This window comes from Daejeonella sp. (genome assembly GCF_036405355.1).
Taxonomy (GTDB): domain Bacteria; phylum Bacteroidota; class Bacteroidia; order Sphingobacteriales; family Sphingobacteriaceae; genus Daejeonella.
Genome location: NZ_DASWXT010000055.1, coordinates 12,035 through 37,390, shown reverse-complemented (window position 1 = coordinate 37,390; position 25,356 = coordinate 12,035). Strand labels below are relative to the sequence as shown.

The window sequence follows — 25,356 nt, the reverse complement described above, 5'->3', positions numbered from 1 at the left end:
TCCTTACTCTCCACTGGTTTTTGAATTGGATGTAGTAAATATCATTCCGGGAACAGCACCTGTGGCTGCTGCCGCTCCGAAACAATAATTATTCGTTTCTAATAAAAAAGCCCTTCCTGAAAATTCAGGAAGGGCTTTTTTATTAAGGCTGACAGGGTTTTGACAATGCTGACAGGGTTTAGAACCCTGTCAGCCTTATGCGGCTCATGCCGGGATCGGGGCCGTCATTTCGAACACAACAGTACTGTTTTCTTCTCAAGCCAGGAATACGCGTTATGGAGAAATCTGTTGATGCGGACATGCTCTTGATTATGAGATTTCTCTTCGCGTTAATAACATTTTAAATACATCAATCCATTTCGCTCATCGAAATATCTAACTTCTACAGAAATGACGGTAATTATTTAGAAGCAGCCTCTTTCAATACATCCATATAATATTGCTCATAAACCGGCAGTATCAGACTCAGGTCGAATTGCTGAGCACGCTTAAGTGCCCCTTCCTTGAATGAAGCAAGTTGTTTATCATCTTTTAAGATAAATATGGAGTGCTTAGCCATCGCCTCAATATCGCCCACATTATCCATAAATCCGGTAACACCGTCAATGTTAAGTTCAGGTAAGCCCCCGGCATTTGAAGTAATTACCGGAACCTTACAGGCCATTGCCTCCAAAGCTGCCAAACCAAAACTTTCTGATTCAGATGGCATAATGAACAGATCTGAAACCGACAGAATCTCTTCCACCGCATCCTGCTTACCAAGAAATCTCACATTATCACATATTTCAAGATCGCGGCAAAGCTGTTCACAATAAACCCGTTCAGGTCCGTCTCCAACCATTAACAATTTGGATGGAATCTCTTTTTGGATTTTTTCAAAAATGTGAACCACATCCTGTGTCCGTTTTACTTTACGGAAATTGGAAGTATGCACTACAATCCGCTCATTATTTGGCGCAATTGCGAGTTTAAAATGATCTTTAGCTTTAAGACTAAATCGTTGTAAATCAATAAAATTCGGAATAACCCTGATATCTTTAACTACATCAAAATGTTTGTAAGTATCTTCCTTCAGATTTTCAGAGACAGCAGTAACACCATCCGACTGATTAATGGAAAATGTAACAACAGGCTTATAAGTTGGATCCTTACCTACCAGTGTAATATCGGTGCCGTGTAAGGTTGTCACAACAGGGATATGAATGCCGTATGTCGCAAGAATCTGCTTTGCCATAAATGCTGCTGAAGCATGAGGAATGGCGTAATGTACATGCAGCAGATCCAGTTTCTCAAACCTGACTACATCTACCAGTTTACTTGCCAGTGCCAGTTCATAGGGAGGATAATCAAACAAAGGATAGTTTGAGACAGAAACCTCATGATAAAATAGGTTTTCGGAAAAGAAATCAAGACGGGCAGGCTGCCTGTAGGTGATAAAATGGACCTGATGTCCGTTATCAGCCAATGCTTTACCTAATTCTGTGGCTACCACCCCACTACCACCAAAGGTAGGATAACAAACTATTCCAATTTTCATTAGTATCCTGTATTAGATTACAAAGTAAATTCTTTAAAAGGAGATTAATGTTAGTACAATGTAACAAATCAAAAGCCCTGTTAAGCAAGGCTTCTCAATTCCCAATTGCTTCATAAATCACGTCCTGAATACGACCCCTGATATTCAGGTCAATGAGTTTCGAGGTAACTCCCGGATTTACCCTGTTTGATAAAAATACATAAACCAGATTGTATTTGGGATCTACCCAAACGCAGGTTCCTGTATAACCAGTATGCCCGAATGTTAGCGGAGATGCAAGTTTGGAAGGATAGCCTTTGGTACTCTCCTCATCCCACCGATCGAAACCTAATCCGCGGCGACTAATAGCCGATTGTTTTGCAGTGAACATCTTTACCGTTTCGGTCTTGAAATATCGGGTTCCACCATATATTCCACCATTCAAAATCATCTGGTACAGTATCGCAAGATCATTTGCATTGGAAAAGAGTCCGGCATGCCCCGATACTCCCCCAACCATTGCAGCACCCTGATCATGAACATAGCCTTCAAGTAGTGTCTTCCTGAATTCTTTATCATCTTCCGTTGGAATAATCTCTTCCTTTGGAAAGCGGAGACGCGGATTAAATCCCGCCCTGGTCATTCCAAGTGGCTTATAAAACTGATCCATCACATAGCTTTCCATTGCCTTCCCGGATTGGCGCTCGACCATGTCTTTCATAAAATACATGCTCAAATCGCTGTAAACATACTTCCCCTGATTCGACAGAGCGGAGTTCAGCATAAGCGGCCACATGACCTGTTTGAAATAATCTTTCCGCAAATAATAGTTATCCGCAACCTTTACAGGATGTGTTTCTGATGAATCACGACTGTAATCTGTCTCCAATAAGTTTCTGTAAAAAGGGATATAAGGAATGAATCCTGCCTGATGAAGCATCACATCACGTACAGGAATATCCTTTTTATTGGTATTTCTCGATCTCGGAATATAGGCTCCTACATTGGTATCCAGTTTAAGTTTACCCTGTTCGTACAAACGCATTACCGCCATGGTTGTAGCCGAGATCTTTGTTACCGAAGCCAGATCATAAATGTCGGTAATCCGGGTTGGAGTACGGTCAATATAAGTGCGGGTACCATAAGCTTTGTTAAAAATTATTTTCCCATCCTTAACTACCAGCACAACCGCACTCGGAGTGGCTCTCTGACGAATTGCTTCTTCAGCGATATCATCAATTCTACTGAGAGCTGAACTATTGATTCCAATTTCCTCTGGCACTGTATATTTTAAACGGATAGGAATAGTCGATGAGCCTGAACCTGCTGCATATCTGGAAGAGATTCCCTGATTCAGTCGGGCATTGGCACCAACTCCACCAAATATCAATTGTGCGACAAAATTTGCTGACACTGCTGATTTCTTTTCAGACCAAATAATTGCAGAATTCAAAGCCTCAAGAAGTTTCAGGCTTCCTGCATCACCCGATAAACTAACAATCAGGCTTTTATTTAACTGAAGATCCAGTAATAGTGGGATAGTCCTAGGATCATTCAATGACTGATCAGTAACTTGAACGACTATCGTATTAAAAAACTTCAGATCATCATTCAGATCGTTGAAGCTAAGCATATCATGGTTGTATTGTGCAGAGGCAAAGGACTGAACTTTGGTATACTTATTTAAAATACTATCGAATTCTGAGGCATAGGCTGAGCCGATATTGACACTGGCTATGGTTAAGGGCATCAGATCTTTTAATGGAACAAGTTCTTCTTCATTATTCAATAATACTGTTGAACTTTCAACACTTTTCCACTCAGCTAAAAAAGATTCATTTCTGAAGTGCTCTGACATTTGTGCACAGGCCGACAGGGTAAAAAAACTCAGCAAACAGACTGCAATTGGTAAACTGCTGATCTTTAATAATTTATTTACTATAAACATTCTCACCATTTAAATAGGTTTTTAACACTTGAGCTTTAAATAGCTGCTCAGCGTCAGCTTTCATAATATCCTGATCAAGAATCACGAAATCGGCGAACTTACCTGCCTCAATGCTGCCCTTTTCCTTCTCTTCAAATTGCCCCTTTGCTGCCCAGATCGTCATCCCGCGTATAGCTTCCTCCCGGCTCATTGCATTTTCCATCTGATAACCATCTGCCGGAAACCCCTTCATATCTTTCCGCACTACTGCTGCATAAAACGTGTACATAGGGTTTATATTTTCGACAGGAAAATCAGTCCCCAAAACCAGCCAGCCATTCTGATCTAATAATTGCTTAAAAGCATAGGCACCTTTAACCCGTTCGGCACCCAAACGGTCAGCAGCCCAGTACATATCAGATGTGGCATGAGTACTTTGTACTGATGGGATGATATTATTTTCAGCAAATAACTTAAAATCTGCCTGATTCACCACCTGAGCATGTTCAATCCGCCAGCGAAAATCATTTTTACCTTGTAAAACTTTAGCATAAACATTCAGTATCTCACGGTTTGCAGAATCACCTATTGCATGGGTATTCATCTGGAAACCTGCATCAGCAATTTTCTGAGCTACTTCTGCAAAATGTTTTTTATCACTCAATAAAAATCCCGAATAGCCTGGTTTATCCGAATAAGGTTCCAGAAGACAAGCCCCTCTGGATCCAAGGGCTCCATCCATATAAACTTTGAAGGATCGAACATTTAAGCGATCGGTTTTTATCGCACCATTTTTAAACAGGAAATCGTAATTCTCTTTATCATCATGAAGCATTCCATAGATCCGCATCTTTAACTGCTTATTTTCCTGAAGTTCAGTTATAACAGGTATGAGACGATGACTGATACCGCAATCAGTGACTGTAGTTAATCCCGCAGCAAAGCAATTCTTCTGGGCATCCAACAACGATTCTTTGATCTGTGCTTCAGTTTGATCCGGAATTTTGGAATAAACAGCACTCTGGGCATTGTCAACCAGAATACCTGTAAGTTTTCCACTTATGGTTTCTACTTCCCCGCCGGTAATTTTCTGCCCGGGTTTCAGTCCCGCAAGGTCAAGTGCAGTCTTATTTGCGATCGCCGCATGCCCGTCAATCCTGGTAAGTATTACCGGCCTGTCTGAAAAAAGCTCATTCAGCTTAATATTATCCGGAAAATCTTTAATAGTCCAGTCGTTCTGGTCCCATCCCCTCCCAATGATCCATCCTTCGGGATTTTCTTTACCAAATTGCTGAAGCTTCTCAAGGATTTCTTCCCAGCTTTTGGTTCCGACGAGATCAGCCTGTTGCAGCCCCTCCCCGTATCCATAGAAATGAGAGTGTCCATCAATGAAGCCCGGATAAACAGCCTTCCCCCCTGCATCAAGGATCTCTCCCTTATATTTCTTAAGAATATCTTCAGAACTCCCCGTCTCTAATATTTTCCCATCTTTTATTGCAAATGCCTCAGCGACTGAGAATTTCTCATCCACTGTATAAACCACCGCATTGTGAACAATCAGATCAGCCTGTTTCTGAGAATTACAGGAAAAAAACAAAACTGAGATTGCGAATAAAAAGAAGTTCCTGATCATACGAGGTTTATTTTAGAAATGCTTTCAATCGGTAAATATAAATTATGATTAAGCAATTACCCTGCAAAAACTCAATTAAAAAAGCTTGTCCTTATGTTCAAAATACAAAAATCTTAGGGCCTATAATTTATTGATATTCAGGCTATTGTTTTCTAATAAAATTAATTATTTTTATTAGAGACTCTGAGCGTTAAGCATTTAACTGTAACAATTTAAAATTTCAATTATCGAATACCTACTAAAACAAAAACGAATAAAAAATGAAACAGAATTTAAAAAAAGGTGTAAAATACTTTGTTCTAATAGCCATTGTGGCTATTGTTGGATTGCTTAGCTATGTCAGTTTTGCACTTCCTGATGTTGGAGATCCCGAAAACATTACGATTGAAATTACTCCTGAAAGAGTTGAGAGGGGCAAATACCTTGCTCATAGTGTAAATGCCTGTATGGATTGCCATTCGAAAAGAGACTGGACAAAAACAGCAGGGCCGATCATAGAGGGTACTCTGGGGCAAGGTGGTGAAGAGTTTAACCAGGAATTCGGATTCCCGGGCAAATTTTACTCTAAAAACATTACACCTTATGCCCTTAAAGACTGGACAGATGGCGAAATATTCAGAGCAATTACCTCGGGTGTTAGTAAAGATGGTAAAGCACTTTTCCCATTGATGCCGCATCCGAATTATGGCAAATCTGATCGTGAAGATATTTATTCAATAATAGCCTATATCCGGACATTGAAACCGATTGAAAATGTAGTTCCTGAGTCTGTACCCGACTTCCCGATGAATTTTATCATCAATACGATCCCGCAAAAACCTCAATTCGTAAAAATACCTGAACCAAGTAATGCGGTAGCTTATGGTGCATATATTTTCAATGCTGCAGATTGCTTTACATGCCATACCAAGCAAGATAAGGGTGCTCCATTACCAGGAATGGACCTGGCAGGAGGCTTTGAGTTTAAAATGCCGGGCGGTGGTGTAGTTCGCTCGGCAAATATCACCCCCGATGCCGAAACCGGTATCGCCGACTGGACTGAGGAAATGTTTGTAAATCGCTTTAAATCATACACTGATAGCACCTATAAACCTGCTGATATTAAACCGGGAGAATTTAATACTGTGATGCCATGGACCATGTACGGAAATATGAAAACCGAAGATCTGAAAGCAATCTATGCCTATCTGCGTACAGTTAAACCTGTTAAAAACAAGGTTGAGAAATTCAGCCCGGCACAAGCTGAATAAACTTTTTAGCTCATTATAATCTTCTGATAATTATGCCTGTTTAATAAACAGGCATAATTATCATTCTACTTTCCCTTTATTCTTATTATACCTCCCTTAAGACTAAAACACCTTATCTTTGGTTTTGGAAAACATAAAATATTCGGAAGCCTGAAAGATTTCTGTTATTTTACCAATGCGTTTTTCATTTAAATTACGTTGAGAATACGGCATGGAATTCTCGTTAATACAATAAACTATATTAATTTGTCTGATATAATACAGCTTTTACCTGATTCTGTTGCTAACCAGATCGCAGCAGGAGAAGTGGTGCAAAGACCGGCCTCCGCATTGAAGGAACTGATTGAGAACGCTATTGATTCGGGAGCGGATAAGATACAGGTTCTGATCAGGGATGCAGGAAAATCACTTATCCAGGTTATTGATAATGGATGTGGAATGAGCATGACCGATGCACGCATGTGTTTTGAGCGGCATGCAACGTCCAAGATCAGGAAAGCAGAAGATCTTTTTGCGATCCGAACCATGGGTTTCAGAGGTGAGGCCATGGCTTCTATTGCTGCTATTGCTCAAGTAGAGCTAAAGACCCAAAGGCATGAAGATGAACTCGGAACCTGCCTTCGCATCGAAGGGTCAGAAATCATCAGTCAGGAACCAATTTCTTGTCCCCCGGGGACCAGCATCAGTGTAAAAAACTTGTTTTACAATACTCCTGCGAGGCGTAATTTTCTGAAAGGCAATTCGGTAGAAATGCGTCATATAAATGACGAATTTCAACGTGTTGCACTGGCCAATCCTGAAGTATTTTTTACGCTTCATCATGACGGAAATGAGGTTTTCCATTTACCAAAGGGAAGCCTGAAGCAGCGCATCATCCATCTTTTTGGGAACGCTTATAACCAGAAACTGGTCCCGGTTGAAGAAAATACTTCAATTATCGAGCTTAAAGGGTATATCGGGAAACCTGAATTCGCAAAAAAAACCAGAGGAGAACAATTCTTCTTCGTGAATAACCGTTTCATAAAAGATCCATACCTGAATCATGCAGTGATGAATGCCTTTGAAGAGGTTTTAAGTTCAGATAGTTTTCCGCTATATGTCTTGTTCATTGATATCGACCCTTCAAAAATCGATATCAATGTGCATCCTACAAAGACAGAGATCAAATACCAGGATGAAAAAGCAATTTATGCTATTATCCGTTCTGCAGTTAAGCGGTCATTGGGAAAGTACAATATCAGTCCAACACTCGATTTCAATCAGGAAACCGGTTTCAGCCAAATGATCACTCATAAGGCGCATGAAGATATTGTGCCTCCGTCTATTGCCTTTAATCCTGATTTCAATCCTTTTAGTCCTGGAAAAACAGAACGGGAAATTCCTTTTCTTCGAAATGCCGGAGAAGACAGGACCAGTGTAAGCAAGAATTGGGGCTCGCTGTACGAAATAGTGCAACCCGAGCAATCCAGGCAGAGCGGAATGGAGCTGGAAGGCAATCGCCATGTTGAAATTGATAATCAGGTGCTGAAAGTACTCGGAAAACAGATCTTTCAACTGCATAACCGTTTCATCATTTCACAGATCAAGTCAGGATTCATGCTGATCGATCAGCAGGCCGCTCATGAGCGGATATTGTATGAACGATTTCTCCAGCATCTTGAAAACCGTCAGGGTGCCTGCCAGCAAAGTTTGTTCCCGCAAACTGTTACGCTTAATACCAGTGATTTTGAGCTTGTTAAAGAACTTTTACCGGATATCCACGCCCTGGGCTTTCAGATCCGTACATTCGGGAAGAACACTTTTATTATTGATGGTATCCCTGCAGATATCGGAACAAATATTAGTGAAGTTGAAATGCTGGAACACCTGATTGAAGGTTTTAAGAATAACCAAAGTGCCTTAAAATTAAACAAACGTGATAGTCTGGCCCGTGCGCTGGCACGTAATACATCAATAAAAGCAGGACTGGCCCTATCAGTTGATGAAATGAACCTGCTGATAGACGAATTATTTGCATGCGAAATGCCGAATACCTCGCTGAGCGGGAAACCGGTAATCAGCACCTTTACCCTTGAAGAACTATTACTAAGATTTGAAAAATAATACCAGCAGATTGATTTATGAACGACAGACCTTCCCCATTTGCGCATATTCCACCAGTAGTAAAGAACCTGCTGATTATCAATATCATTTTTTATATCGCTACCCTGATGTTTGGCGGCCCGATGATGACCCAGGTTTTGGGAGTTCATTACTTCGATGGTCCTGATTTCAGGATATGGCAAGTGATCACGTATATGTTCATGCATGATTATTCGTCTTTATTCCATATTCTGTTCAACATGTTCGCCCTCTATACCTTTGGATCTTCCATCGAATATATCATGGGCTCCAAACGATTCCTGAACTTTTACCTGATCACTGGTTTGGGAGCATTGGCCCTCCAATTATTGGTTCAAAGTTTTGAGGTCTACAGTATCACAGGCAGTGCGGTGAATAATGGCAGTTTTATGGTAGATTCATTAAAAAGAACCATTTCTTTCAATCCCGACCTGATTTCTCAAGAACAGGCTTCTACACTTTTGGGTATATATCTTACTCCAATGGTTGGGGCTTCGGGTGCAATTTTCGGCCTTTTGATAGCTTTCGGCATGCTTTTCCCGAATGCTGAACTATTTATTATGTTCATTCCGGTGCCTGTAAAAGCCAAGTATATTATTCCGGTTTATGTGATTCTTGAGTTGTTTTTGGGAGTTAAGCAATTCTCGGGCGATTCGGTGGCGCACTTTGCACATTTGGGAGGAGCCCTATTTGGTTTTATCTTAGTAAAAATGTGGCATCTAAAACGCCATGATAATTTTTATGAATAAGAATTTATTGAACGAATTATACTTTAAGGCATTCCGATCCGGGAATCCGCTTTATCTATTCATCGGGATAAATATTCTTGTATTTCTGCTTATCGGACTAATCACTGTAGCTGGATTTTTATTTGGGGTTGGTACTTCTACCGCCGACTGGATCAGCCGGCAATTATCCATGCCGGCAAATCTTGAGACCCTTGCTTATAAACCATGGACCATTATCACTTATATGTTCCTGCAGCGGGATGTTTTGCATATTCTGTTCAATCTGCTCTGGTTGTATTGGATGGGAATGATCTTTTTGGATTTTCTGAACAAGCGCCAGTTCATCTTCACTTATCTGGCTGGTGGAATTACGGGAGCCTTATTATATCTGCTTGCATACAATACTCTGCCTGCTTTTACCGGACTGGCGCAAAATTCTATCCTATTAGGATCCTCCGCCAGTGTGATGGCAGTTGTTATCGCCACTGCAACTCTGGTTCCAGATTTTACCATTCGCCTTTTACTTTTTGGAACGGTTCGCTTAAAGTATCTGGCAATTGCCTACTTCGTTCTTGATATCATTGGAATGGGTGGAGGAAATCCGGGTGGCAGCATCGCACATATCGGAGGTGCTATATTAGGCTTCGTATTTATAAAACAGTTAAATAGTGGAAGGGATCTGAGTAAGATTCTGAAGAAAAGATCTAGGCTTAAAGTTGTACAGAATAAGAGTAATACAAGATCAGAGACTATTCACACTGATCAGGAGACTATTGACAAGATTCTGGATAAGATCTCCAAATCAGGATATGATAGTTTGAATAAAGCCGAAAAAGAAGCATTATTTAAAGCGAGTAAAAAATAATGGCAAAATTCAACAGAAAAAGGCCCCGGATACACCTGTTCAGTAAGTTCGTGCTTATTGCCAATATTTTTGCGGTAATATCATTGCTGATAAGCTATCTGGCATCTTACTCAGATCCCTCCTCTTTCTGGATAATTTCCTTTTTCGGGCTTGCATACCCTGCCATTTTAATAATCAATGTGCTCTTCATTATCTACTGGCTTATCCGCTGGCCAAGATTCGCACTGATTTCAGGTATAGCCATTCTCGCAGGCTGGAGTGTGATTCTGAATTATATAGGATTCAGAGAAAACACAGCGATAATGGTTCCAAAGTCTTCAAAGAGTTTTATTCGTATTATGACCTATAATGTCCATAATTTCAAACAATTCGGAGATAAGAACGATCAGTTCACCAAAGATCAGATACTGAATGTGATCCGGAATGAGCAGCCTGATGTGATCTGCTTCCAGGAATTTTTTAGCAGAAAGAAAGGAGAGTATAATTTCAGGAAATATATTCAGGAAATCCTTAATACAGAACATTACTATTTCAAGCCATCAACAGATAATGGCTATGAGGCCATTGGCATGGCAATCTTCTCAAAGTTTCCGATAGTGAAGCAGGGAAGCATACAGTTTGCGAAAAAAATGAACTGGAATGAAGCAATCTGGGCAGATTTGAAGAAAGGTGATAAGACCTTTAGAGTATATAATGTACATTTCCAGTCGATCAGTTTTCAACCCGAGGATTACCAATACCTTCAAAAGGTGAAAAAGGAGATTGACACTGATGTGGAGTCTTCCAAAAAGATTGGCAGCCGCTTAAAAAGTGCCTTTATTAAGCGTGGCAATCAGGTAAAAATGGTAAAAAGTCATACCGACTCCTGCACAATACCTTATATTATTGCCGGGGATTTTAATGATACACCAATCTCATACACAGTAAAAACCATCTCTTCGGGGATGAATAACAGCTTTCGTGAGAAAGGAAGCGGCTTTGGAGTAACCTATAATGGTGCCTTCCCAAATTTCCAGATTGACTATATCTTCACATCTCCTGAATTCAGTGTAAAGAACTATCTGATTATTGACAAGAAACTATCTGATCATTTCCCTGTCAGAACTGATCTGGAATTAAAATAAAAGCGTTCAATATCCCCGAAAAATCGATTTTCAATTTTTAAGTTTGCAGCATGGATAGTAACCTGTACATATACAATACCCTTTCGAGAACTAAAGAAAAGTTTGAACCTCTTCATCCGCCGCTTGTAGGCCTTTATGTTTGTGGTCCAACCGTTTACAGTGATGTCCATTTGGGTAACTGCCGCACATTCGTCATGTTCGACCTGATCTACCGTTATCTTCTGCATCTTGGATATAAAGTCAGGTATGTACGTAATATCACCGACGCCGGGCATCTTGAAGGTGATATGGATGAGGGTGATGATAAATTTGCAAAGAAAGCCCGGCTTGAACAACTTGAGCCAATGGAGATTGTTCAGAAATATACCCTTGGTTTTCATGATGTCATGAGGCTTTTTAATGCTTTGCCTCCGGGGATTGAACCAACTGCTACCGGACATATCATTGAACAGATTGAAATGGTTAAGCAGATCCTGAAAAATGGCTATGCATACGAGGTAAATGGTACGGTCTATTTTGATGTAGAAAAATATTGCAAGGAATTTAATTATACCATACTAACTAACAGGCAATTAGACGACCTTTTAGAAAATACCAGAGAGCTTGGAGGGCAGAATGAAAAACGAGGGCGTTTAGATTTTGCTTTATGGATCAAGGCAAAGCCTGAGCACATCATGCAATGGCCATCACCATGGGGTGCCGGTTTCCCCGGTTGGCATATCGAATGTTCTGCTATGAGCAGTAAATATCTGGGTAATAGTTTTGACATTCACGGAGGAGGTATGGACCTTGCAGCTACGCACCATACCAATGAAATTGCCCAGTCACAGGCATGCAATCATGTTCAGCCAGCCAAATACTGGATGCATACGAATATGCTGACAGTAAACGGAACAAGAATGTCGAAGACCAAGGGTAATGGATTTTTGCCACATGAACTTTTTACAGGAAGCCATGCACTGCTGTCTAGGGGTTATTCGCCAATGTCGGTTCGCTTCTTTATGCTTCAGGCACATTACCGGAGTACCCTAGATTTCTCAAATGAAGCATTGGAGGCTTCCGATAAAGGATTTAAGCGTTTGATCAATGCCTACGGCTTGCTTGAGAAGTTAAACCCTTCCCAGAAGTCTGATATTGATCTGAAAACCCTGACAGAAAGATGCTATGCTGCGATGAATGATGATTTCAACAGTCCGGTATTGATTGCTGAACTATTCGAAGCCGTTCACATCATCAATAGTGTTTATGATGGCAAAACTGCGGCAAGCGCAGCTGACATTGAAGCCCTGAAAAAGCTGATGGACGATTTTGTCATCGGCGTTTTAGGTTTGAAAGAAGAAAGCAATCAATCGGATGATATGGGCAAACTGCTCGATTTCATTATCAATCTGCGTTCTGAAGCGAAAGTTAATAAGGATTATACAACTTCGGATAAGATCCGCATAGGCTTAAACTCAATCGGAATACAGCTAAAGGATAACAAGGAGGGTACTACCTGGAATAAGATCTGAGCAATTTATCAACAGAGGGCATTTTGAACTTCGATTAAATTTCTATAAAAACTAAAAAAATCAGGTAAAAACTGCCTTCGCGGATTTTATGGCATATTTTATGTTAAACATCCTGATCAAACATTAGAAACAAATGAAGCAATTTTCCATAGTTCTCAGCCTGCTGATATTAATTTCATTAAATAGTTTCGGCCAGGAAAGCAATGGAAGAGTAAACTCACTCGTAGCCGCAGAAAATTATTTCTCGGCTTTAGCGAAAAAAAATGGCTCGAAAGAGGCTTTTTTGAAAGTTTCAGATGATGAATCATTGATCTTCCGGCCAGATCCTGTAAAAGTTAAAGATTTTTATGGGAAGGGTACAATGGATGGACCCGGACAGCTTAGCTGGGTACCGGTCTATGCTAAAATATCCCAGAGCGGTGATTGGGGTTTCACTACAGGTCCCTATACATTCCTGAGCAGCCCGGATGCTGAACCTTCTTACGGCCAATATCTTTCAGTATGGAAAACAGATTTTAAAGGTGTTTGGAAATTAGCCCTGGATCTCGGCATTTCACATCAGAAACCTCTCAGAGAACCTGAGTTGAATTTTACAGATCCAAAAAGTATTAAATTCTACAAGCAAATTTCTCCGGCCAGGCTAAAGCAAAGGCAGGAAATCATTACTACAACTGATAAACTGTTTTCTAATACCCTGATGAAAGATCAGAGTCTGGCCCATGATGTGTTCATGGCAGAAAATGCCCGTTTATTATTCCCGGGAGAAGAACCTATCATCGGTAAAGCCAGAATCAATAATTTTGTAGGCAAGAATCAGATGAGTATTGAATCTGAGCCCCTTCGTGCCGATCGTGCACTGGGCAGTGACCTTGCTTACTCTTATGGCATTGCCTATGTCACAAAGAATAAAGTAATCACCAAATATCATTATATTAGAATCTGGGAATCCCAGGAAGAACATAAGTGGAATGTGATACTTGAAATATATACACCTGCGAGCAATTGACAGTGGACAATTGACAATGGAGACGTGATAGCTACCGGGTGACGTAAGAAAGTACAATATTTCTACTATGCACTTCGTTGGATTAAGATTAGGAAATAGGACATGTAGAACTGAATAAGGCATGAATATTGATTTATTCATTTTATATGAAACGAAACCCCAATTGTCAATTATCAACTAAATACTTATGAGCGCAAGTCCATACAACTACCGAAATCTACTTGAAGCAGTAAACGGCCTTCGTGAAAGAGGTTTTAACTATGATTTCAAGTACGAAGACTCCTGTCTCTTCTGTGAGAAGATCAGTGAGAAATTCCAGGCCAGTGATCTGAAGATTACCGAGTACTACCGCTTTGAGGGGATGAGTGATCCTGAAGACAGTTCTGTGATCTATGCAATAGAAAGCAATCAGGGCCATAAAGGCATCATCATAGATGCTTATGGAGCATATTCAGACGAGCATATAGCTGCCTTTATTTCAAATATTGAAGTGATTGATTAAAGAAGCTTACTGATAATCATTTCGGTGCTGATCCCTTCGGCTTCAGCCTTGTAATTCTTTACGATACGGTGCCTGAGAATCGACTCAGCAATAGCCATGACATCCTCTTTATCAGGAGAATATTTACCGCTAATCGCTGCATGGCATTTAGCCCCTAGAACCAGGAATTGAGATGCCCTCGGTCCTGCACCCCAGCTTAAGAATCTATTAACGTCATCTGTAGCTGAAGCTGTTCCGGGACGGGTTCTTGCTGCAAGCGACACAGCATATTCGAGCACATTATCTGTTATCGGGATATTTCTGACAAGCTGCTGAAAATAGCTGATCTCCTGTGCATTCAATATCTTTTTCAATTCCACATTGCGGTTAGCCGTGGTATTTCTTACTACCTGAAGTTCTTCCTCAAATGAAGGATAAGTTAAAAACACATTGAACATAAAACGATCCAGCTGTGCCTCAGGTAAAGGATAAGTTCCTTCCTGTTCAATCGGGTTTTGGGTTGCCAGAACAAAGAATGGCTGTGGTAAGCGATGGGTTTGTCCACCAACAGTTACAACCTTTTCCTGCATTGCCTCCAGTAAAGCTGCCTGAGTTTTTGGCGGAGTTCTGTTGATCTCATCTGCAAGAATGATATTGGAAAAAATAGGGCCGCGAATAAATTTAAATGTACGGTCCTCTCCCAAAATTTCAGATCCGATAATATCTGAAGGCATCAGATCGGGGGTAAACTGAATCCGGTTATAACTAAGATCCAGAACCTGAGCAACAGTTTGTACCAGGAGTGTTTTCGCAAGTCCGGGAACTCCTACAAGCAAACAATGCCCGTTACTAAAAATAGAGATGAGTACTGATTTTACCACATCATCCTGACCAATAATAACCTGTGAAATTTCTTCCCTGATCCTCTTGTAAGAGAGGTGCAGGGCATCCACGGCTTCTACATCAGTCTGATATGTCTTCATTTCCTAATTTTGTGCAGTTGTCCAGCCTGAAAGTTCAGGGCAGGTCTGAAACTCAGCGTCAATCTTAATGAACGTTATTTTACGACGTTTTTCAAACCATTCACTGATTGTACGGTTATTTTTATCTTCAAAGGCAACATCCTTGATCTTAGGATAGTCCTGTTCAAGATTAGCCTGATGCGGACCAGTCTTTGATTTAAGGCTTAGAAAACGATAGCCGGTCTTTCCATCGGCCTGTGTGAATATCGCAGGTTTTGAAATACTGCCCACTTTCATTGTGTCTACCGTTAAAAATACCTGCGGATCAAGTTTATCAGTCGGAATAAATGTAGAACGGCTCTGAACATTCTCTGCATTTAACATCATCCCGCCATTGTATTTGGTTTCATTATTATCAGAATAGAGAGATGCTGCTGCTCCGAAATCAATCTTCTTATCCAATACCAATTGATAAATACTGTCAATATGCGCCTTTGCCCGCTCAAGACTGGCCGGTGTTGGTTCAGTTTTGATCAGTATGTGCCTCACATTCACCTGCTCACCACGTCTTTCAATAACCTGCATCACATGGAAACCAAATTCAGTCTCAATAACCTGCGATAATTCGCCCGACTTAAGTTTAAAAGCAGTGGCTGCAAATTCTTTTACCAAACTGGTACGATCCATAAATCCAAGGTCACCACCATCACGGGCAGAACCCGGATCCTGCGAATATAATTTAGCAAGTGTTGCAAAATCTTCACCAGACTTAATTCTCAAACGTAATACTTCTGCCTTATCATGAAAAACTTCCTTTTCTTCTTTATTGAGCTTTGGAAATACAACAATCTCTCCGATCTCTACTTCAGTATTAAAGAAAGGTAAACTATCTTTCGGAATCGCGTCAAAGTATCTCTTAACATCTAGTGGAGTAACCGCAACATTCTCTGTGATCTTGGCCTGCATTTTCTGAGCAACCAGCATTTCCTTGATATCCGGTCTGATCTCATCCTTATACTGGATCAATGAACGACCCAGGAATTCTTCAAGGCGTTCCTGTCCTCCGGCACGACCTGTCATTGCACGTAAACGTCTCTCAATCTCACTATCGATCTGGTCTTCTGTTACAGTAACCGAATCTATAATAGCCTGCTGACCAAGAATTTTCTGTGAAAGTAATCCCTGCAAGATGCTGCATTTGACATCCGGGTTTGGAGGATTTCCCTGTGCCAGATATTGTGAATATTGCAACTCAATTTCTGATTGTAAAATAATTGAACTTCCAACTACCGCAGCGACTTTATCAAGGGACTTTTTCTTATTCTGTGCATTTAGCTGCACAATGCTCAACAGTAATAGTATCGTTAATATCCCTAAGGTCTTTCTCATTTCTAAATATCTTCTTTCATTGCGATTCAGGGCCGCAAAATATTCCCTTTTTAATAATCCAATCCCTATAAAAAACAGAAGCCTCTTACCAGAGACCCTATCCCGCAAAATTATCAGTAATTATTCATAAATCAATGATTTAAATGAACAGGTATTGAATATTCTGCAATTTATGATTTTACATTCCGGTCAGGAATCAATACCCTCAGGATTGCCTCTAAGTTAAGCTTTTGAAAAAGAAGCTGAGTGCTTTTAACTATTTTTAACAGATGCTTTACTAAGTTTGCAAACACGATCAGCGAAAAAAATAAAAGATGTCAAACCTGCTTACACAGAATAGCAATGCCCTGCGGCTTTTGATGACAGAGGATCTGTACATTCTGCCTGAAAATGAGCAGTTAATATCTGCCAAAACTGAGCAGGCGTCGGAAATCAGCAGTCAGAAAGTAAATGATATTCAAGTTCCGGAAATTCCCGCTCTGCAATCTAAAGAAGTCTTGCCACAAAAAGCTGCAGAGCCTGAAAAAATCAGGGAGTTTAGCTACCTGGGCGAAAACAATAAATATTTTCTGATCTTATTTAATGAGCCGAATCAAAAGGATATCAGCAGTACTCAGAAAGAAACCCTCCTCAAGATTATGTCTGCAAAAGGTTTGGAATTACGCGATCTTGCCGTTCTTAACATCAATCAGTATCCCGGAGTAAATTATACTGATTTGAAAGAATTCTTTAGTTTTAATAAAATAGTGCTGTTTGGAATTGATCCCCGGCAAATCTCCTTACCATCTCAAAGCTCAAACCAGGTTGTAAAACAAGAGAATGCAAAGATTCTTTGTACCTATAGCATTGATGAAATGATTAAGGATACGATGAAAAAAAGGGAATTCTGGAATGTAATGAAAGACTTTTAAGATGGAACTGGTTTTTGCTAGCGCTAATGAGCATAAAGTAAATGAGATCCGTGCAATCGCCGGTTCAGCTATTATTCTGAAAAGCCTGAATGATATCGCTTGTTTTGATGATATTCCCGAAACAGGCAGCACATTTGAAGAAAATGCAGGTCAGAAAAGCAGGTATATTTTCGACAGGTATCATTGTGATTGCTTTGCTGATGACTCCGGACTTGAAATTGATGCCCTGAATGGAGAACCGGGGGTCTATTCTGCCCGTTACTCAGGCAGCCGAGATTTTGAGCAGAATATGCAATTGGTTCTGGACAGGCTTGAAGGGCAGAAAAACCGAACTGCAAGGTTCAGGACTGTCATTTCCCTGATTCTGAATGGTAAAGAGCATCTCTTTGAGGGAAGTATTGAAGGTAAGATTAAGCTGCAGCGATCAGGAAGTAAGGGTTTTGGTTATGATCCAATTTTTCAGCCGGATGGTTATGAGATCAGTTTTGCAGAAATGGATCCTGCAGAAAAAAACAGGATCAGCCATAGAGCAATTGCTGTTGAGAAGCTTATCAGTTTCCTTAAAACTCGGATTTAATTCTGCTGTTTACGCAAAGGCTGTTTCGGTGCCGCTTTGGCCGGCTCTTTCGTTTTCTCCATGCTTTTGGCCTTCGCTTCTTCCTTCACGGGTGTTTTTGTTATAGTCTTGACAGGTGTTTTACCCTTAACATCAGGCTTTTTCTCAGCTTTTGCAAGTTGAGGAATGATCTCTTCCTTAGATTTCGGTCGATCTCTTGGTTTCCAGATAAAGCCTTTTAAAACCCTTTCCTCCTCTTTGAGATCTGCCATAGGGGTAATGGAGGCATCAATAGCACGAATTGCAGTAATACTCTGGAGTTTATTATCCTTTAACAGAATCTTTAAACGGCCACTCACCAGATGATTCAGTCCGGTGTAGGATGAATCCTCTTTTACATAGTAAACACTCTCTGCATTACCATCCACATACATGCTGCTCAGCTTATTATCCTTAAAATAACCGGTGATCACTTTACCTTTTATCTGATTAAAGTTTGTTGAATCGGCATCTTCCGTGTTCACAATGAAGCTGTTATGCTGCAGCAGCATATTATCCATTTTCTTATTCTTCATCTGCAAATAGACAGTATCACCCGAAAGCTGCGAACCCTGAGCCCAGATCATTGGATTTACATAACATCTTACCGTCGAATCAGAATAGCTGAAGAACATAGAATCTGCCCTTGCCTGCAGATCCGACTTGAATATTTTTGCCCGATGATAGGCAATCACAATTCTGGTTTTCGCAGTATCAGTTGAAACTGAATCCAGAAGCAGCGCCGCTGTTTTTAAGGTATCTGATTTGCCCTTTACGGATGTGGAATCAATTTTCTTTGCACCCTTATCCGGCTTTGCTTTGGCCGGAGGCTTCTGATCAGGTTTTATCACCGGTTTTTCCTTTTCCGGAGGCGGGATCAGCTTTTCGGGTTCCTTTATTTTACCGGGTGCTTTAACTGAATCAGCTGCATCAGCACTTTTATCCGGTACAATTACCGCCCGTACGTTTCCCTGATCAGCCGGGACTTCCTGTGGCAGTGCCGCCGGCGCTTCTTTAGCGGCAAGCTGATCATCCGGGACCATTTCTTCCTTTTTGTATGGGATCAGGTCGCGGGTAAAAATTACCTTGCTAAAAAGAGTATCGGCAGTCATCCAGATGGAATCTACCTTGGCAGAATCCGATTCGGAAATGATCACAACATAGGGGTTTATTGTGACCAGAATACTTTCATCTGCCTTCTTATAAACTCCTATCCCTCCCCTGAGCTGAGCTTTCTCAGCAGTATCAACAAAGAAAACATTCCCCAATGCCCTGCCATAACCTGCTTTACGATCGTAAAAAAGACTGTCGCCGGTTAATGATTTACTGCCCTGAGTATATAGATTATTTTTGCCGAAATGGGCCTGATCACTTTGGGTATTGTAGGTTCCGTTCTCGGTATAAAGTGTATCATCCTTGCCATAAATATTTGTAGGACCGTAGAAGTAAGCAATTTTCGAAGTGGAATTGTAACGAAGAGTGTCTGTTTTGATCAGTGCATCGGGTGTAGTCAGAACCACATCGTATCTGAAATAAGAATCCCTTGAGGCTTCAAAATAGTATCCGTTCTTGCTGGTCAGCACATTTTTACCATTCACAATCTTACCACCACCAACATAGGTACCAATCTTGGTTGTCATGTTATATGTTAAATGATCGGTGCTTAATGTCGCATCCCCATCAATTAACCTTACCTTGTTAGTCAGAACTGCCAGTTTGGTATTTCCATCGTAGTTCAGATGGTCTGAGTAGATAACGGTTCCGGATGGCTGAGTGATTACCACATGCCCGAATGCCTCAAAGGTATTTGCTGTCTGATTAAAATCAGCGCTATCGGAAGCGAGAGTTGAACCTTCATGCACAAAAACCGGACGGATGATTCGCGCAAAACCGGATGCCTGAAAGCCTTTAACCAATTCGGATGACCTGATCTCAATCTGCCGCCCCTGAGCAAAAGCCGCGACCGATAGTATTGAAAACAGAACTGAAAATATGACTTTCCTCACCTTACAAAAATAGTTTTTTGGCTAAGGATTTTTAATTAAATAATTTTGAGTTTATGGAAGCCCTTAGCCGACTGCAATCATTCATCAAACAGCATGCCCTTTTTATTGAAGAAGAGCCTGTTCTGCTTGCAGTTAGTGCCGGCCGTGATTCTGTTTTGATGGCCCGTCTTTTTAAAGCTGCAGGCTATCGTTTTGGTATTGCACACTGCAATTTTAACCTGCGGGACGCGGAATCTGATCTTGATGAGCGCTTTACAGAAGAACTTGCCGAAGAACTTGAGGTACCTTTTTATACCCAGCGTTTTGATACCATGGAATATGCCAATGCCAATCATATTTCTGTTCAGATGGCGGCAAGGGATCTGCGCTACCAATGGCTGGAAAAGATCAGGACTGAATTTGATTATCAGTACATCGCAGTCGCCCACCATCAGAATGATGTGATTGAAACAATGCTGCTCAACTTAACCCGCGGGACAGGTATTTCTGGATTGCATGGAATTTTACCAAAAAAAGGGAAACTAATCCGTCCGCTTTTATTTTTGAGCCGTGATGAAATTGATGAACTTGTCATGCATAAAGCCTATGCTTACCGCGAAGACAGCTCAAACCTATCCGTAAAATATTCCAGGAATAAACTCCGTTTGGAAGTAATTCCCGTCCTGAAAGAGCTCAATCCGGCATTGGAGCAAACATTTGAAGCCAACAGGAAGCGTTTTGCAGAACTGGAGATCTTACTAGAGCTGCGTGTACAGGAAATTAGGGAGCGCCTGTTTATTAAACTTGCTGAAGATGAATTTGAGATCAGTATTGCTGAACTTAAGAAATTAAATCCTTTGAGCACATTACTTTATGGCCTGTTTCATCCTTACGGATTTACAGAAACAGTGCTTAATGATCTTGCCCATGCATGGGATGGAAAACCTGGAAAGATATTCCGCTCTGCCGGATATCAATTGCTTTTAGATCGTGGACGTATGATTCTGAGCAGGATAAACGAGGATAAAGCTCAGGATGTATTGCTTGAATCCACCACTTCGAATTGCATCTGGAATAAGCAGAAATTCGAATGTAAAATTGTTCCGGTTAGTCAGTTTGAATTAAGCAAGGCTGAAAACATCGCCCAGCTCGACTATGATCTGCTCCGCTTTCCATTAACATTAAGAAGCTGGAAGAATGGGGATTATTTCCAGCCCCTGGGCTTGAAACTAAAAAAGAAACTAAGCGACTTTTTTGTCGACAGGAAGATCAGTCTGAATCATAAAAAAGACATTGGGGTTTTGGAAAACAGTAATGGAGATATTGTATGGCTGGCCGGTTTACGTGTGGATGAGCGCTATAAAATTAGCCCCATCACAAAAAAAGTTTTTATCTTAGAACAATTGATCTGACATGGAAGAAAACGAACCAGCCTTCTTAGAAAAACAATACCTGGGTCGCGATTACGGTCGCATAAGTATCCGTATGGTGCTGGCTCTGTTTTGTTTTGGAGCTTACTACCTTTCGGGCAGTCAGGGTCAGAATGCAGAATTATTCCTTGTAGTTGGCTTTGGTATACTGATTGGCTCAGTGATCATGATGTTTTTACTGCATTACAAAACCACTGTAAATAATAAAAGTATTGTGCTAGATGGCATCTGGACCACCAAAATGGTTAAGATCGATTTGAATAGTATCGTTAAAGTTGAGGCTGTTCCTTACAGTTCTTATATTATCAATAATCCGGTTTATAATCTTCATCAGAAAGGAACAGTTCATTTCTATGCAGGGGGTAAAGATGCTGTCAGACTCACTGACCGCGACGGACTAAAGTACATCATTGGAACTCACCGGCAGGCAGAGCTGGAGCAGAGTATTAAGAAGGAGATGAAGAAGTAGGGTTGTTGTCTGTTGTCAGTTGTCAGGAAATCCTGCTTCTGAGAATTTATAAGTCCTGCTGAACGTTCCACCCGTCATTTCGATGAGCGAAAAGAATTATTGTACGTAGAACTATTATTAACGCGAAGAGAAATCTCATGATCAAAAGCACAGCCTCCCATTAACAGATTTCTCCACACCACAAACTTCAACCATAAGAAGAAAATGCTGCCGGTGTGTTCGAAATGACGGAAGCTAATCCTTCAATACCCCCCCTTCAATTCCCCTTACATCTTCAAACCAATCTCCCTCAAGCGTTCATCCAGGTATTCACCGGCAGTGATGTCTGTATACGCTTTCGGGTGTTCTGCATCGATACAGGAGTCCAGTGCAGTCAGATCCATATCTGCTTTTGGATGCAGGAAGAAAGGCACTGAAAATCTTGAAGTCTTCATCAACTCACGCGGAGGATTAACCACACGGTGAGTAGTGGACTTCAGTTTATTATTCGTTAAACGCTGCAGCATATCCCCAACGTTTACTACAATATCTTCAACATTTGCCTTCACCGGATACCAGCGGCCGTCGCGGGTTAAAACCTCTAAACCATCCGCACTGGCACCAATCAATAAGGTAATGAGGTTAATATCCTCATGCGCTCCGGCACGGACTGCATCAGCTGGAAGGCTATCCGGATTTTCGATCGGGAAATAATGTATAGCCCTTAAGATGGAGTTACCATTATGCACTTTATCATCAAAATAATTTTCCGGAAGGTTCAGGTATACTGCAATAGCCCTCAATAAATGCTTTCCGGCATATTCAAGACGCTGATATACCTCACGGGTTACTTTATTGAAGCCGGGAAGCTCTTCTACCTGAACATTATCAGGATATTCCTCCTTCACACTATCGCCATCGCTAACCACCTGTCCGCTCTGCCAGAATTCCTTCAGATCGGGGGTTTTTGAATCTTTTGCCTTCTCCCTGCCCTTAGAGGTATAACCCCTCTGACCGGCAAGTTCAGGGATTTCATATTTTAGTTTCTGCTCATCAGGCATGCTGAAGAATTTCTTTACTTCAGTATACAGCTCATTGATTAGCTCCTGAGTCATTCCATGATTGGCAATGGTTACAAATCCCGTATCATTAAAAGCCTTGCCGATATTATCAGAAAATTGCTTTCTCTGCTCAGGTGTACCCTTGATATAATCGTCAAGATCAAGACGGGGGATATTTACTTCTGCTGACATAATTAATTGGTTAATTAAGGGAATAAATATACAAGCAATTGTGAATAAGCTAAGATATATTGAAAATATGAAAAGATATTTAATTGATATTAAATTACTTACGTTATTAACATTTTATAAAAACAGAAATTAAGACAAGGGTAATTTGCCAGAATCAGGACTAAAAAGGGAATTTCTTCAGTCTGGCGAGCATGAGGATGATGATGAAAAGGATGGCGAGGATTAAGAGGGTTTTCATTTTTGGTGTTTGGTAAAAGTATAAAAATTGATTCAAACCTTGGCACTTTCTATCGCCGCTTGTGATTGCGAGGAGGCACGACGAAGCAATCTTATCACATTTAGTAATAATAGCCAGGGGATTGCTTCGATGCGCAATGACAAAAAACCTATACTCCAATGCTCCCATCAAAAAAATAAAACCCGCTCTTGTAATACTAATATTTTTAGTATAATTTTACTCCATGACTGATCAGGAAAAAATCAAAGCCGCAATTAGTATGTTAAAAAAGCTGCAGAGGATGGTTGGCTTTTTTATGAAGAAAGAGATTTCAGAATTGATTAATAAGCTTGAAGACCAGGATTTTAATCAGGTATTGAGCAAACCATTAAATAAGGAGATACAGCACTGATCTGTTAAAAAGAGCTTTATTTCTTCTGAGCAAGTATAATTCCGGATCTGATATAGCCCTTATCTTTTGCCAGTAAGTTCACAACAACAGTCCCTTTATTAGCGGTAGGAATCGAAATCGTTTTAACCGGTTGCTTTAAGAGTTCTTTAATCTCTTTATCAGGTTCCAGATCAAACACCATCATCCGCTTACTGATATCCGCTTCGTTCAAAGAAATGACATCATTATTGGAGGTTAATTTAACGGCCTGTCCGTTATCCATGATCAGGCTAACTTCAGTCCCGCGTTTTACCGTTGCCGCAATCGGCAGGTTCAAAAGCAAGAAATAGGTATCATCAAGCGCCCTGATTGAGAAGCTCAGTTTGGTAACACCCCCACCATCTTTAAACAGGTACATGGAAGTTTGACGGATATGCTCATTGGTCCGCTTATCAACCCTGTTGACAGCCAGAACCGGAGCCTGCGAAAAGGTTTCTATAGAGAACAGCAGCAGAAAAAAAATCAAAACTGAGGAGCGCATTTATATTTTATTTTAAAACAAAGGTAAATAATTAAAAAATGAGATCACCTAAATGCCTGATAAGCAGTACCGGCAGATTAGTTACCCAGTCTAAACCTTTAAAAACAGGCCCTCCACATTCGTGAAAGGCCTGCATTATTTTAATCCTATTCCGGCTAAACCGGAATATTATTTACTTTCAGGAGCTTTCCCGATCAATTCCATAAACTGATCCAGTTTTGGTGTAATGATGATCTGTGTTCTTCTGTTTTTAGCCTTTCCGGCTTCCGTATCATTACCTGCAACCGGATTGTACTCCCCTCTTCCACCTGCAGTAAGTCGTTTAGGATCCACACCATAGGTGTTTTGCAAAGCCTGTACAACTGAAGAAGCTCTCAAAGTACTCAGATCCCAGTTATTACGGATATTCGTCATTGAAATAGGCACATTATCCGTATTACCTTCAATTAATACCTCATATCCCTCATAATCTTTGATGATTTTGGCAACCTTACCCAATATCTCACCCGCCTTTTCTGAGATCATATAACTGCCTGATCTGTACAGCATATTATCCGAAAGGGAAATATAAACAACCCCTTTTAATACCTGAACTTCAACATCCTTCATTTCTTCCCTGCTCAAAGAGCGGGTTAGATTATTGGTTAGAACCAGGTTCAGTGAATCATTCTTGTTTTTGGTATTTACCAGTTGCTGGATGTATTTATTCGAGCTATTGATCTCATCCACCAGTTTGGAAATATTCACATTCCCCTGATTACTGGAGGTTAAACATTTGTTGAGCGCATCCTGCAATGAAGCGATATTCGACTTCTCTGAAGCGATCTGCTCTTCCAGACTTTTCACCCTGACGATTGCCGCCGACAGCTCCTTCTGACTAGTCTGATACTTCCTGTCAAGATCACGATTACTTTCCTGAAGCAGGTTATAACTGCTTTGTAACTGGCTCTGACTGGCTTGCAATGCAGTATATTTCTTAGTACTGACGCAAGATTGCGATACTAATGCTACCGACATAAGTACAGCTATAAATCCTTTAATCTTCATAATTATTAATCTTATTTAACAATAT

The 25,356-nt window shown here is 40.7% G+C and carries 22 protein-coding genes; 13 read left to right on the top strand and 9 right to left on the bottom strand.

Translation table 11 applies throughout. The features are described from left to right. Window positions 1–400: 400 nt before the first annotated feature. From bshA to VGE44_RS07025, 3 genes are all read right to left on the bottom strand, one after another. Window positions 401–1,537: an N-acetyl-alpha-D-glucosaminyl L-malate synthase BshA gene (bshA, locus tag VGE44_RS07035; protein ID WP_331077349.1), complete on the bottom strand. Its 1,137-nt coding sequence runs from the start codon at window positions 1,535–1,537 to the stop codon at window positions 401–403. A gap of 94 nt (window positions 1,538–1,631) precedes the next feature. After that, on the bottom strand, window positions 1,632–3,464 hold the full coding sequence (locus tag VGE44_RS07030; protein WP_331077347.1) for a serine hydrolase domain-containing protein: 1,833 nt from the start codon (window positions 3,462–3,464) through the stop codon (window positions 1,632–1,634). Further along, window positions 3,448–5,076: an amidohydrolase gene (locus VGE44_RS07025; RefSeq protein ID WP_331077345.1), complete on the bottom strand. Its 1,629-nt coding sequence runs from the start codon at window positions 5,074–5,076 to the stop codon at window positions 3,448–3,450. The genes VGE44_RS07030 and VGE44_RS07025 overlap by 17 nt, the downstream gene beginning before the upstream one ends. Before the next feature lie 260 nt (window positions 5,077–5,336). Here VGE44_RS07025 and VGE44_RS07020 point away from each other — a divergent pair, with 260 nt between their 5' ends. The 8 genes from VGE44_RS07020 (at window position 5,337) to VGE44_RS06985 (ending at window position 14,183) form a co-directional block, all read left to right on the top strand. Next, entirely contained in the window at window positions 5,337–6,326 is a 990-nt protein-coding gene (locus tag VGE44_RS07020) for a cytochrome c (RefSeq protein ID WP_331077343.1), read from the top strand. A gap of 246 nt (window positions 6,327–6,572) precedes the next feature. Continuing rightward, window positions 6,573–8,429: a DNA mismatch repair endonuclease MutL gene (gene mutL / locus VGE44_RS07015; protein ID WP_331077341.1), complete on the top strand. Its 1,857-nt coding sequence runs from the start codon at window positions 6,573–6,575 to the stop codon at window positions 8,427–8,429. A gap of 17 nt (window positions 8,430–8,446) precedes the next feature. Then, complete coding sequence (locus tag VGE44_RS07010) at window positions 8,447–9,196, top strand: rhomboid family intramembrane serine protease (protein WP_331077339.1); 750 nt, start codon at window positions 8,447–8,449, stop codon at window positions 9,194–9,196. Next, window positions 9,189–10,040 carry a rhomboid family intramembrane serine protease gene (locus tag VGE44_RS07005; RefSeq protein ID WP_331077337.1) on the top strand — a complete coding sequence of 284 codons (852 nt, stop codon included), beginning with the start codon at window positions 9,189–9,191 and terminating at the stop codon, window positions 10,038–10,040. The genes VGE44_RS07010 and VGE44_RS07005 overlap by 8 nt, the downstream gene beginning before the upstream one ends. Further along, window positions 10,040–11,164, top strand: coding sequence for an endonuclease/exonuclease/phosphatase family protein (locus tag VGE44_RS07000; RefSeq protein WP_331077335.1), 1,125 nt, complete (start codon window positions 10,040–10,042; stop codon window positions 11,162–11,164). The genes VGE44_RS07005 and VGE44_RS07000 overlap by 1 nt, the downstream gene beginning before the upstream one ends. A 50-nt stretch (window positions 11,165–11,214) precedes the next feature. Further along, window positions 11,215–12,675: a cysteine--tRNA ligase gene (gene cysS, locus VGE44_RS06995; protein ID WP_331077334.1), complete on the top strand. Its 1,461-nt coding sequence runs from the start codon at window positions 11,215–11,217 to the stop codon at window positions 12,673–12,675. A 133-nt stretch (window positions 12,676–12,808) separates the two neighbouring features. After that, a complete protein-coding gene (locus tag VGE44_RS06990; RefSeq protein ID WP_331077333.1) occupies window positions 12,809–13,681 on the top strand; it encodes a nuclear transport factor 2 family protein in 873 nt (290 codons plus the stop codon). 187 nt (window positions 13,682–13,868) lie between these two features. Then, window positions 13,869–14,183 carry a phosphoribosylpyrophosphate synthetase gene (locus tag VGE44_RS06985; protein WP_305364692.1) on the top strand — a complete coding sequence of 105 codons (315 nt, stop codon included), beginning with the start codon at window positions 13,869–13,871 and terminating at the stop codon, window positions 14,181–14,183. Here the strand turns inward: VGE44_RS06985 and VGE44_RS06980 are convergent. Beyond that, a complete protein-coding gene (locus tag VGE44_RS06980; RefSeq protein ID WP_331077331.1) occupies window positions 14,180–15,145 on the bottom strand; it encodes a MoxR family ATPase in 966 nt (321 codons plus the stop codon). The genes VGE44_RS06985 and VGE44_RS06980 overlap by 4 nt on opposite strands. A gap of 3 nt (window positions 15,146–15,148) precedes the next feature. Then, a complete protein-coding gene (locus tag VGE44_RS06975) occupies window positions 15,149–16,513 on the bottom strand; it encodes a peptidylprolyl isomerase (RefSeq protein ID WP_331077329.1) in 1,365 nt (454 codons plus the stop codon). Window positions 16,514–16,827: 314 nt separating this feature from the next. On the opposite strand from VGE44_RS06975, the gene VGE44_RS06970 reads away from it, so the two are divergent. After that, complete coding sequence (locus VGE44_RS06970; RefSeq protein WP_331077327.1) at window positions 16,828–17,424, top strand: hypothetical protein; 597 nt, start codon at window positions 16,828–16,830, stop codon at window positions 17,422–17,424. A gap of 1 nt (window position 17,425) precedes the next feature. Beyond that, the gene (gene rdgB, locus VGE44_RS06965; RefSeq protein WP_331077325.1) at window positions 17,426–18,001 is read left to right on the top strand and encodes an RdgB/HAM1 family non-canonical purine NTP pyrophosphatase; all 576 of its coding nucleotides are present in this window, start codon (window positions 17,426–17,428) and stop codon (window positions 17,999–18,001) included. Here the strand turns inward: rdgB and VGE44_RS06960 are convergent. Then, window positions 17,998–20,025 carry an OstA-like protein gene (locus tag VGE44_RS06960; RefSeq protein ID WP_331077323.1) on the bottom strand — a complete coding sequence of 676 codons (2,028 nt, stop codon included), beginning with the start codon at window positions 20,023–20,025 and terminating at the stop codon, window positions 17,998–18,000. The two genes, rdgB and VGE44_RS06960, sit on opposite strands and share 4 nt — an antisense overlap. A 53-nt stretch (window positions 20,026–20,078) precedes the next feature. Between VGE44_RS06960 and tilS the strand changes: the two genes are divergently transcribed. Further along, on the top strand, window positions 20,079–21,416 hold the full coding sequence (gene tilS / locus VGE44_RS06955; RefSeq protein ID WP_331077321.1) for a tRNA lysidine(34) synthetase TilS: 1,338 nt from the start codon (window positions 20,079–20,081) through the stop codon (window positions 21,414–21,416). Between the two features lies 1 nt (window position 21,417). Then, the gene (locus VGE44_RS06950; RefSeq protein ID WP_331077319.1) at window positions 21,418–21,903 is read left to right on the top strand and encodes a hypothetical protein; all 486 of its coding nucleotides are present in this window, start codon (window positions 21,418–21,420) and stop codon (window positions 21,901–21,903) included. A gap of 266 nt (window positions 21,904–22,169) precedes the next feature. On the opposite strand, the gene VGE44_RS06945 is transcribed toward VGE44_RS06950, so the two are convergent. After that, window positions 22,170–23,135, bottom strand: coding sequence for an isopenicillin N synthase family dioxygenase (locus VGE44_RS06945; RefSeq protein ID WP_331077317.1), 966 nt, complete (start codon window positions 23,133–23,135; stop codon window positions 22,170–22,172). Between the two features lie 461 nt (window positions 23,136–23,596). Here VGE44_RS06945 and VGE44_RS06940 point away from each other — a divergent pair, with 461 nt between their 5' ends. Next, a complete protein-coding gene (locus tag VGE44_RS06940) occupies window positions 23,597–23,764 on the top strand; it encodes a hypothetical protein (RefSeq protein WP_331077315.1) in 168 nt (55 codons plus the stop codon). 16 nt (window positions 23,765–23,780) lie between these two features. Here the strand turns inward: VGE44_RS06940 and VGE44_RS06935 are convergent, their stop codons facing one another. Both VGE44_RS06935 and VGE44_RS06930 read right to left on the bottom strand, forming a co-directional pair. Continuing rightward, window positions 23,781–24,284, bottom strand: a complete 504-nt coding sequence (locus tag VGE44_RS06935; RefSeq protein WP_331077313.1) for a hypothetical protein — start codon at window positions 24,282–24,284, stop codon at window positions 23,781–23,783. A 168-nt stretch (window positions 24,285–24,452) separates the two neighbouring features. Then, window positions 24,453–25,331, bottom strand: coding sequence for an OmpA/MotB family protein (locus VGE44_RS06930; RefSeq protein WP_331077311.1), 879 nt, complete (start codon window positions 25,329–25,331; stop codon window positions 24,453–24,455). Window positions 25,332–25,356: the final 25 nt, after the last annotated feature.

Bases quoted from the DNA above. Each gene is read 5' to 3' on its own strand.
- bshA (WP_331077349.1), bottom strand. From the start codon at position 1,537: ATGAAAATTGGAATAGTTTGTTATCCTACCTTTGGTGGTAGTGGGGTG.
- VGE44_RS07030 (WP_331077347.1), bottom strand. From the start codon at position 3,464: ATGTTTATAGTAAATAAATTATTAAAGATCAGCAGTTTACCAATTGCA.
- VGE44_RS07025 (WP_331077345.1), bottom strand. From the start codon at position 5,076: ATGATCAGGAACTTCTTTTTATTCGCAATCTCAGTTTTGTTTTTTTCC.
- VGE44_RS07020 (WP_331077343.1), top strand. From the start codon at position 5,337: ATGAAACAGAATTTAAAAAAAGGTGTAAAATACTTTGTTCTAATAGCC.
- VGE44_RS07010 (WP_331077339.1), top strand. From the start codon at position 8,447: ATGAACGACAGACCTTCCCCATTTGCGCATATTCCACCAGTAGTAAAG.
- VGE44_RS07005 (WP_331077337.1), top strand. From the start codon at position 9,189: ATGAATAAGAATTTATTGAACGAATTATACTTTAAGGCATTCCGATCC.
- VGE44_RS07000 (WP_331077335.1), top strand. From the start codon at position 10,040: ATGGCAAAATTCAACAGAAAAAGGCCCCGGATACACCTGTTCAGTAAG.
- cysS (WP_331077334.1), top strand. From the start codon at position 11,215: ATGGATAGTAACCTGTACATATACAATACCCTTTCGAGAACTAAAGAA.
- VGE44_RS06990 (WP_331077333.1), top strand. From the start codon at position 12,809: ATGAAGCAATTTTCCATAGTTCTCAGCCTGCTGATATTAATTTCATTA.
- VGE44_RS06985 (WP_305364692.1), top strand. From the start codon at position 13,869: ATGAGCGCAAGTCCATACAACTACCGAAATCTACTTGAAGCAGTAAAC.
- VGE44_RS06980 (WP_331077331.1), bottom strand. From the start codon at position 15,145: ATGAAGACATATCAGACTGATGTAGAAGCCGTGGATGCCCTGCACCTC.
- VGE44_RS06975 (WP_331077329.1), bottom strand. From the start codon at position 16,513: ATGAGAAAGACCTTAGGGATATTAACGATACTATTACTGTTGAGCATT.
- VGE44_RS06970 (WP_331077327.1), top strand. From the start codon at position 16,828: ATGTCAAACCTGCTTACACAGAATAGCAATGCCCTGCGGCTTTTGATG.
- rdgB (WP_331077325.1), top strand. From the start codon at position 17,426: ATGGAACTGGTTTTTGCTAGCGCTAATGAGCATAAAGTAAATGAGATC.
- tilS (WP_331077321.1), top strand. From the start codon at position 20,079: ATGGAAGCCCTTAGCCGACTGCAATCATTCATCAAACAGCATGCCCTT.
- VGE44_RS06950 (WP_331077319.1), top strand. From the start codon at position 21,418: ATGGAAGAAAACGAACCAGCCTTCTTAGAAAAACAATACCTGGGTCGC.
- VGE44_RS06945 (WP_331077317.1), bottom strand. From the start codon at position 23,135: ATGTCAGCAGAAGTAAATATCCCCCGTCTTGATCTTGACGATTATATC.
- VGE44_RS06940 (WP_331077315.1), top strand. From the start codon at position 23,597: ATGACTGATCAGGAAAAAATCAAAGCCGCAATTAGTATGTTAAAAAAG.
- VGE44_RS06935 (WP_331077313.1), bottom strand. From the start codon at position 24,284: ATGCGCTCCTCAGTTTTGATTTTTTTTCTGCTGCTGTTCTCTATAGAA.
- VGE44_RS06930 (WP_331077311.1), bottom strand. From the start codon at position 25,331: ATGAAGATTAAAGGATTTATAGCTGTACTTATGTCGGTAGCATTAGTA.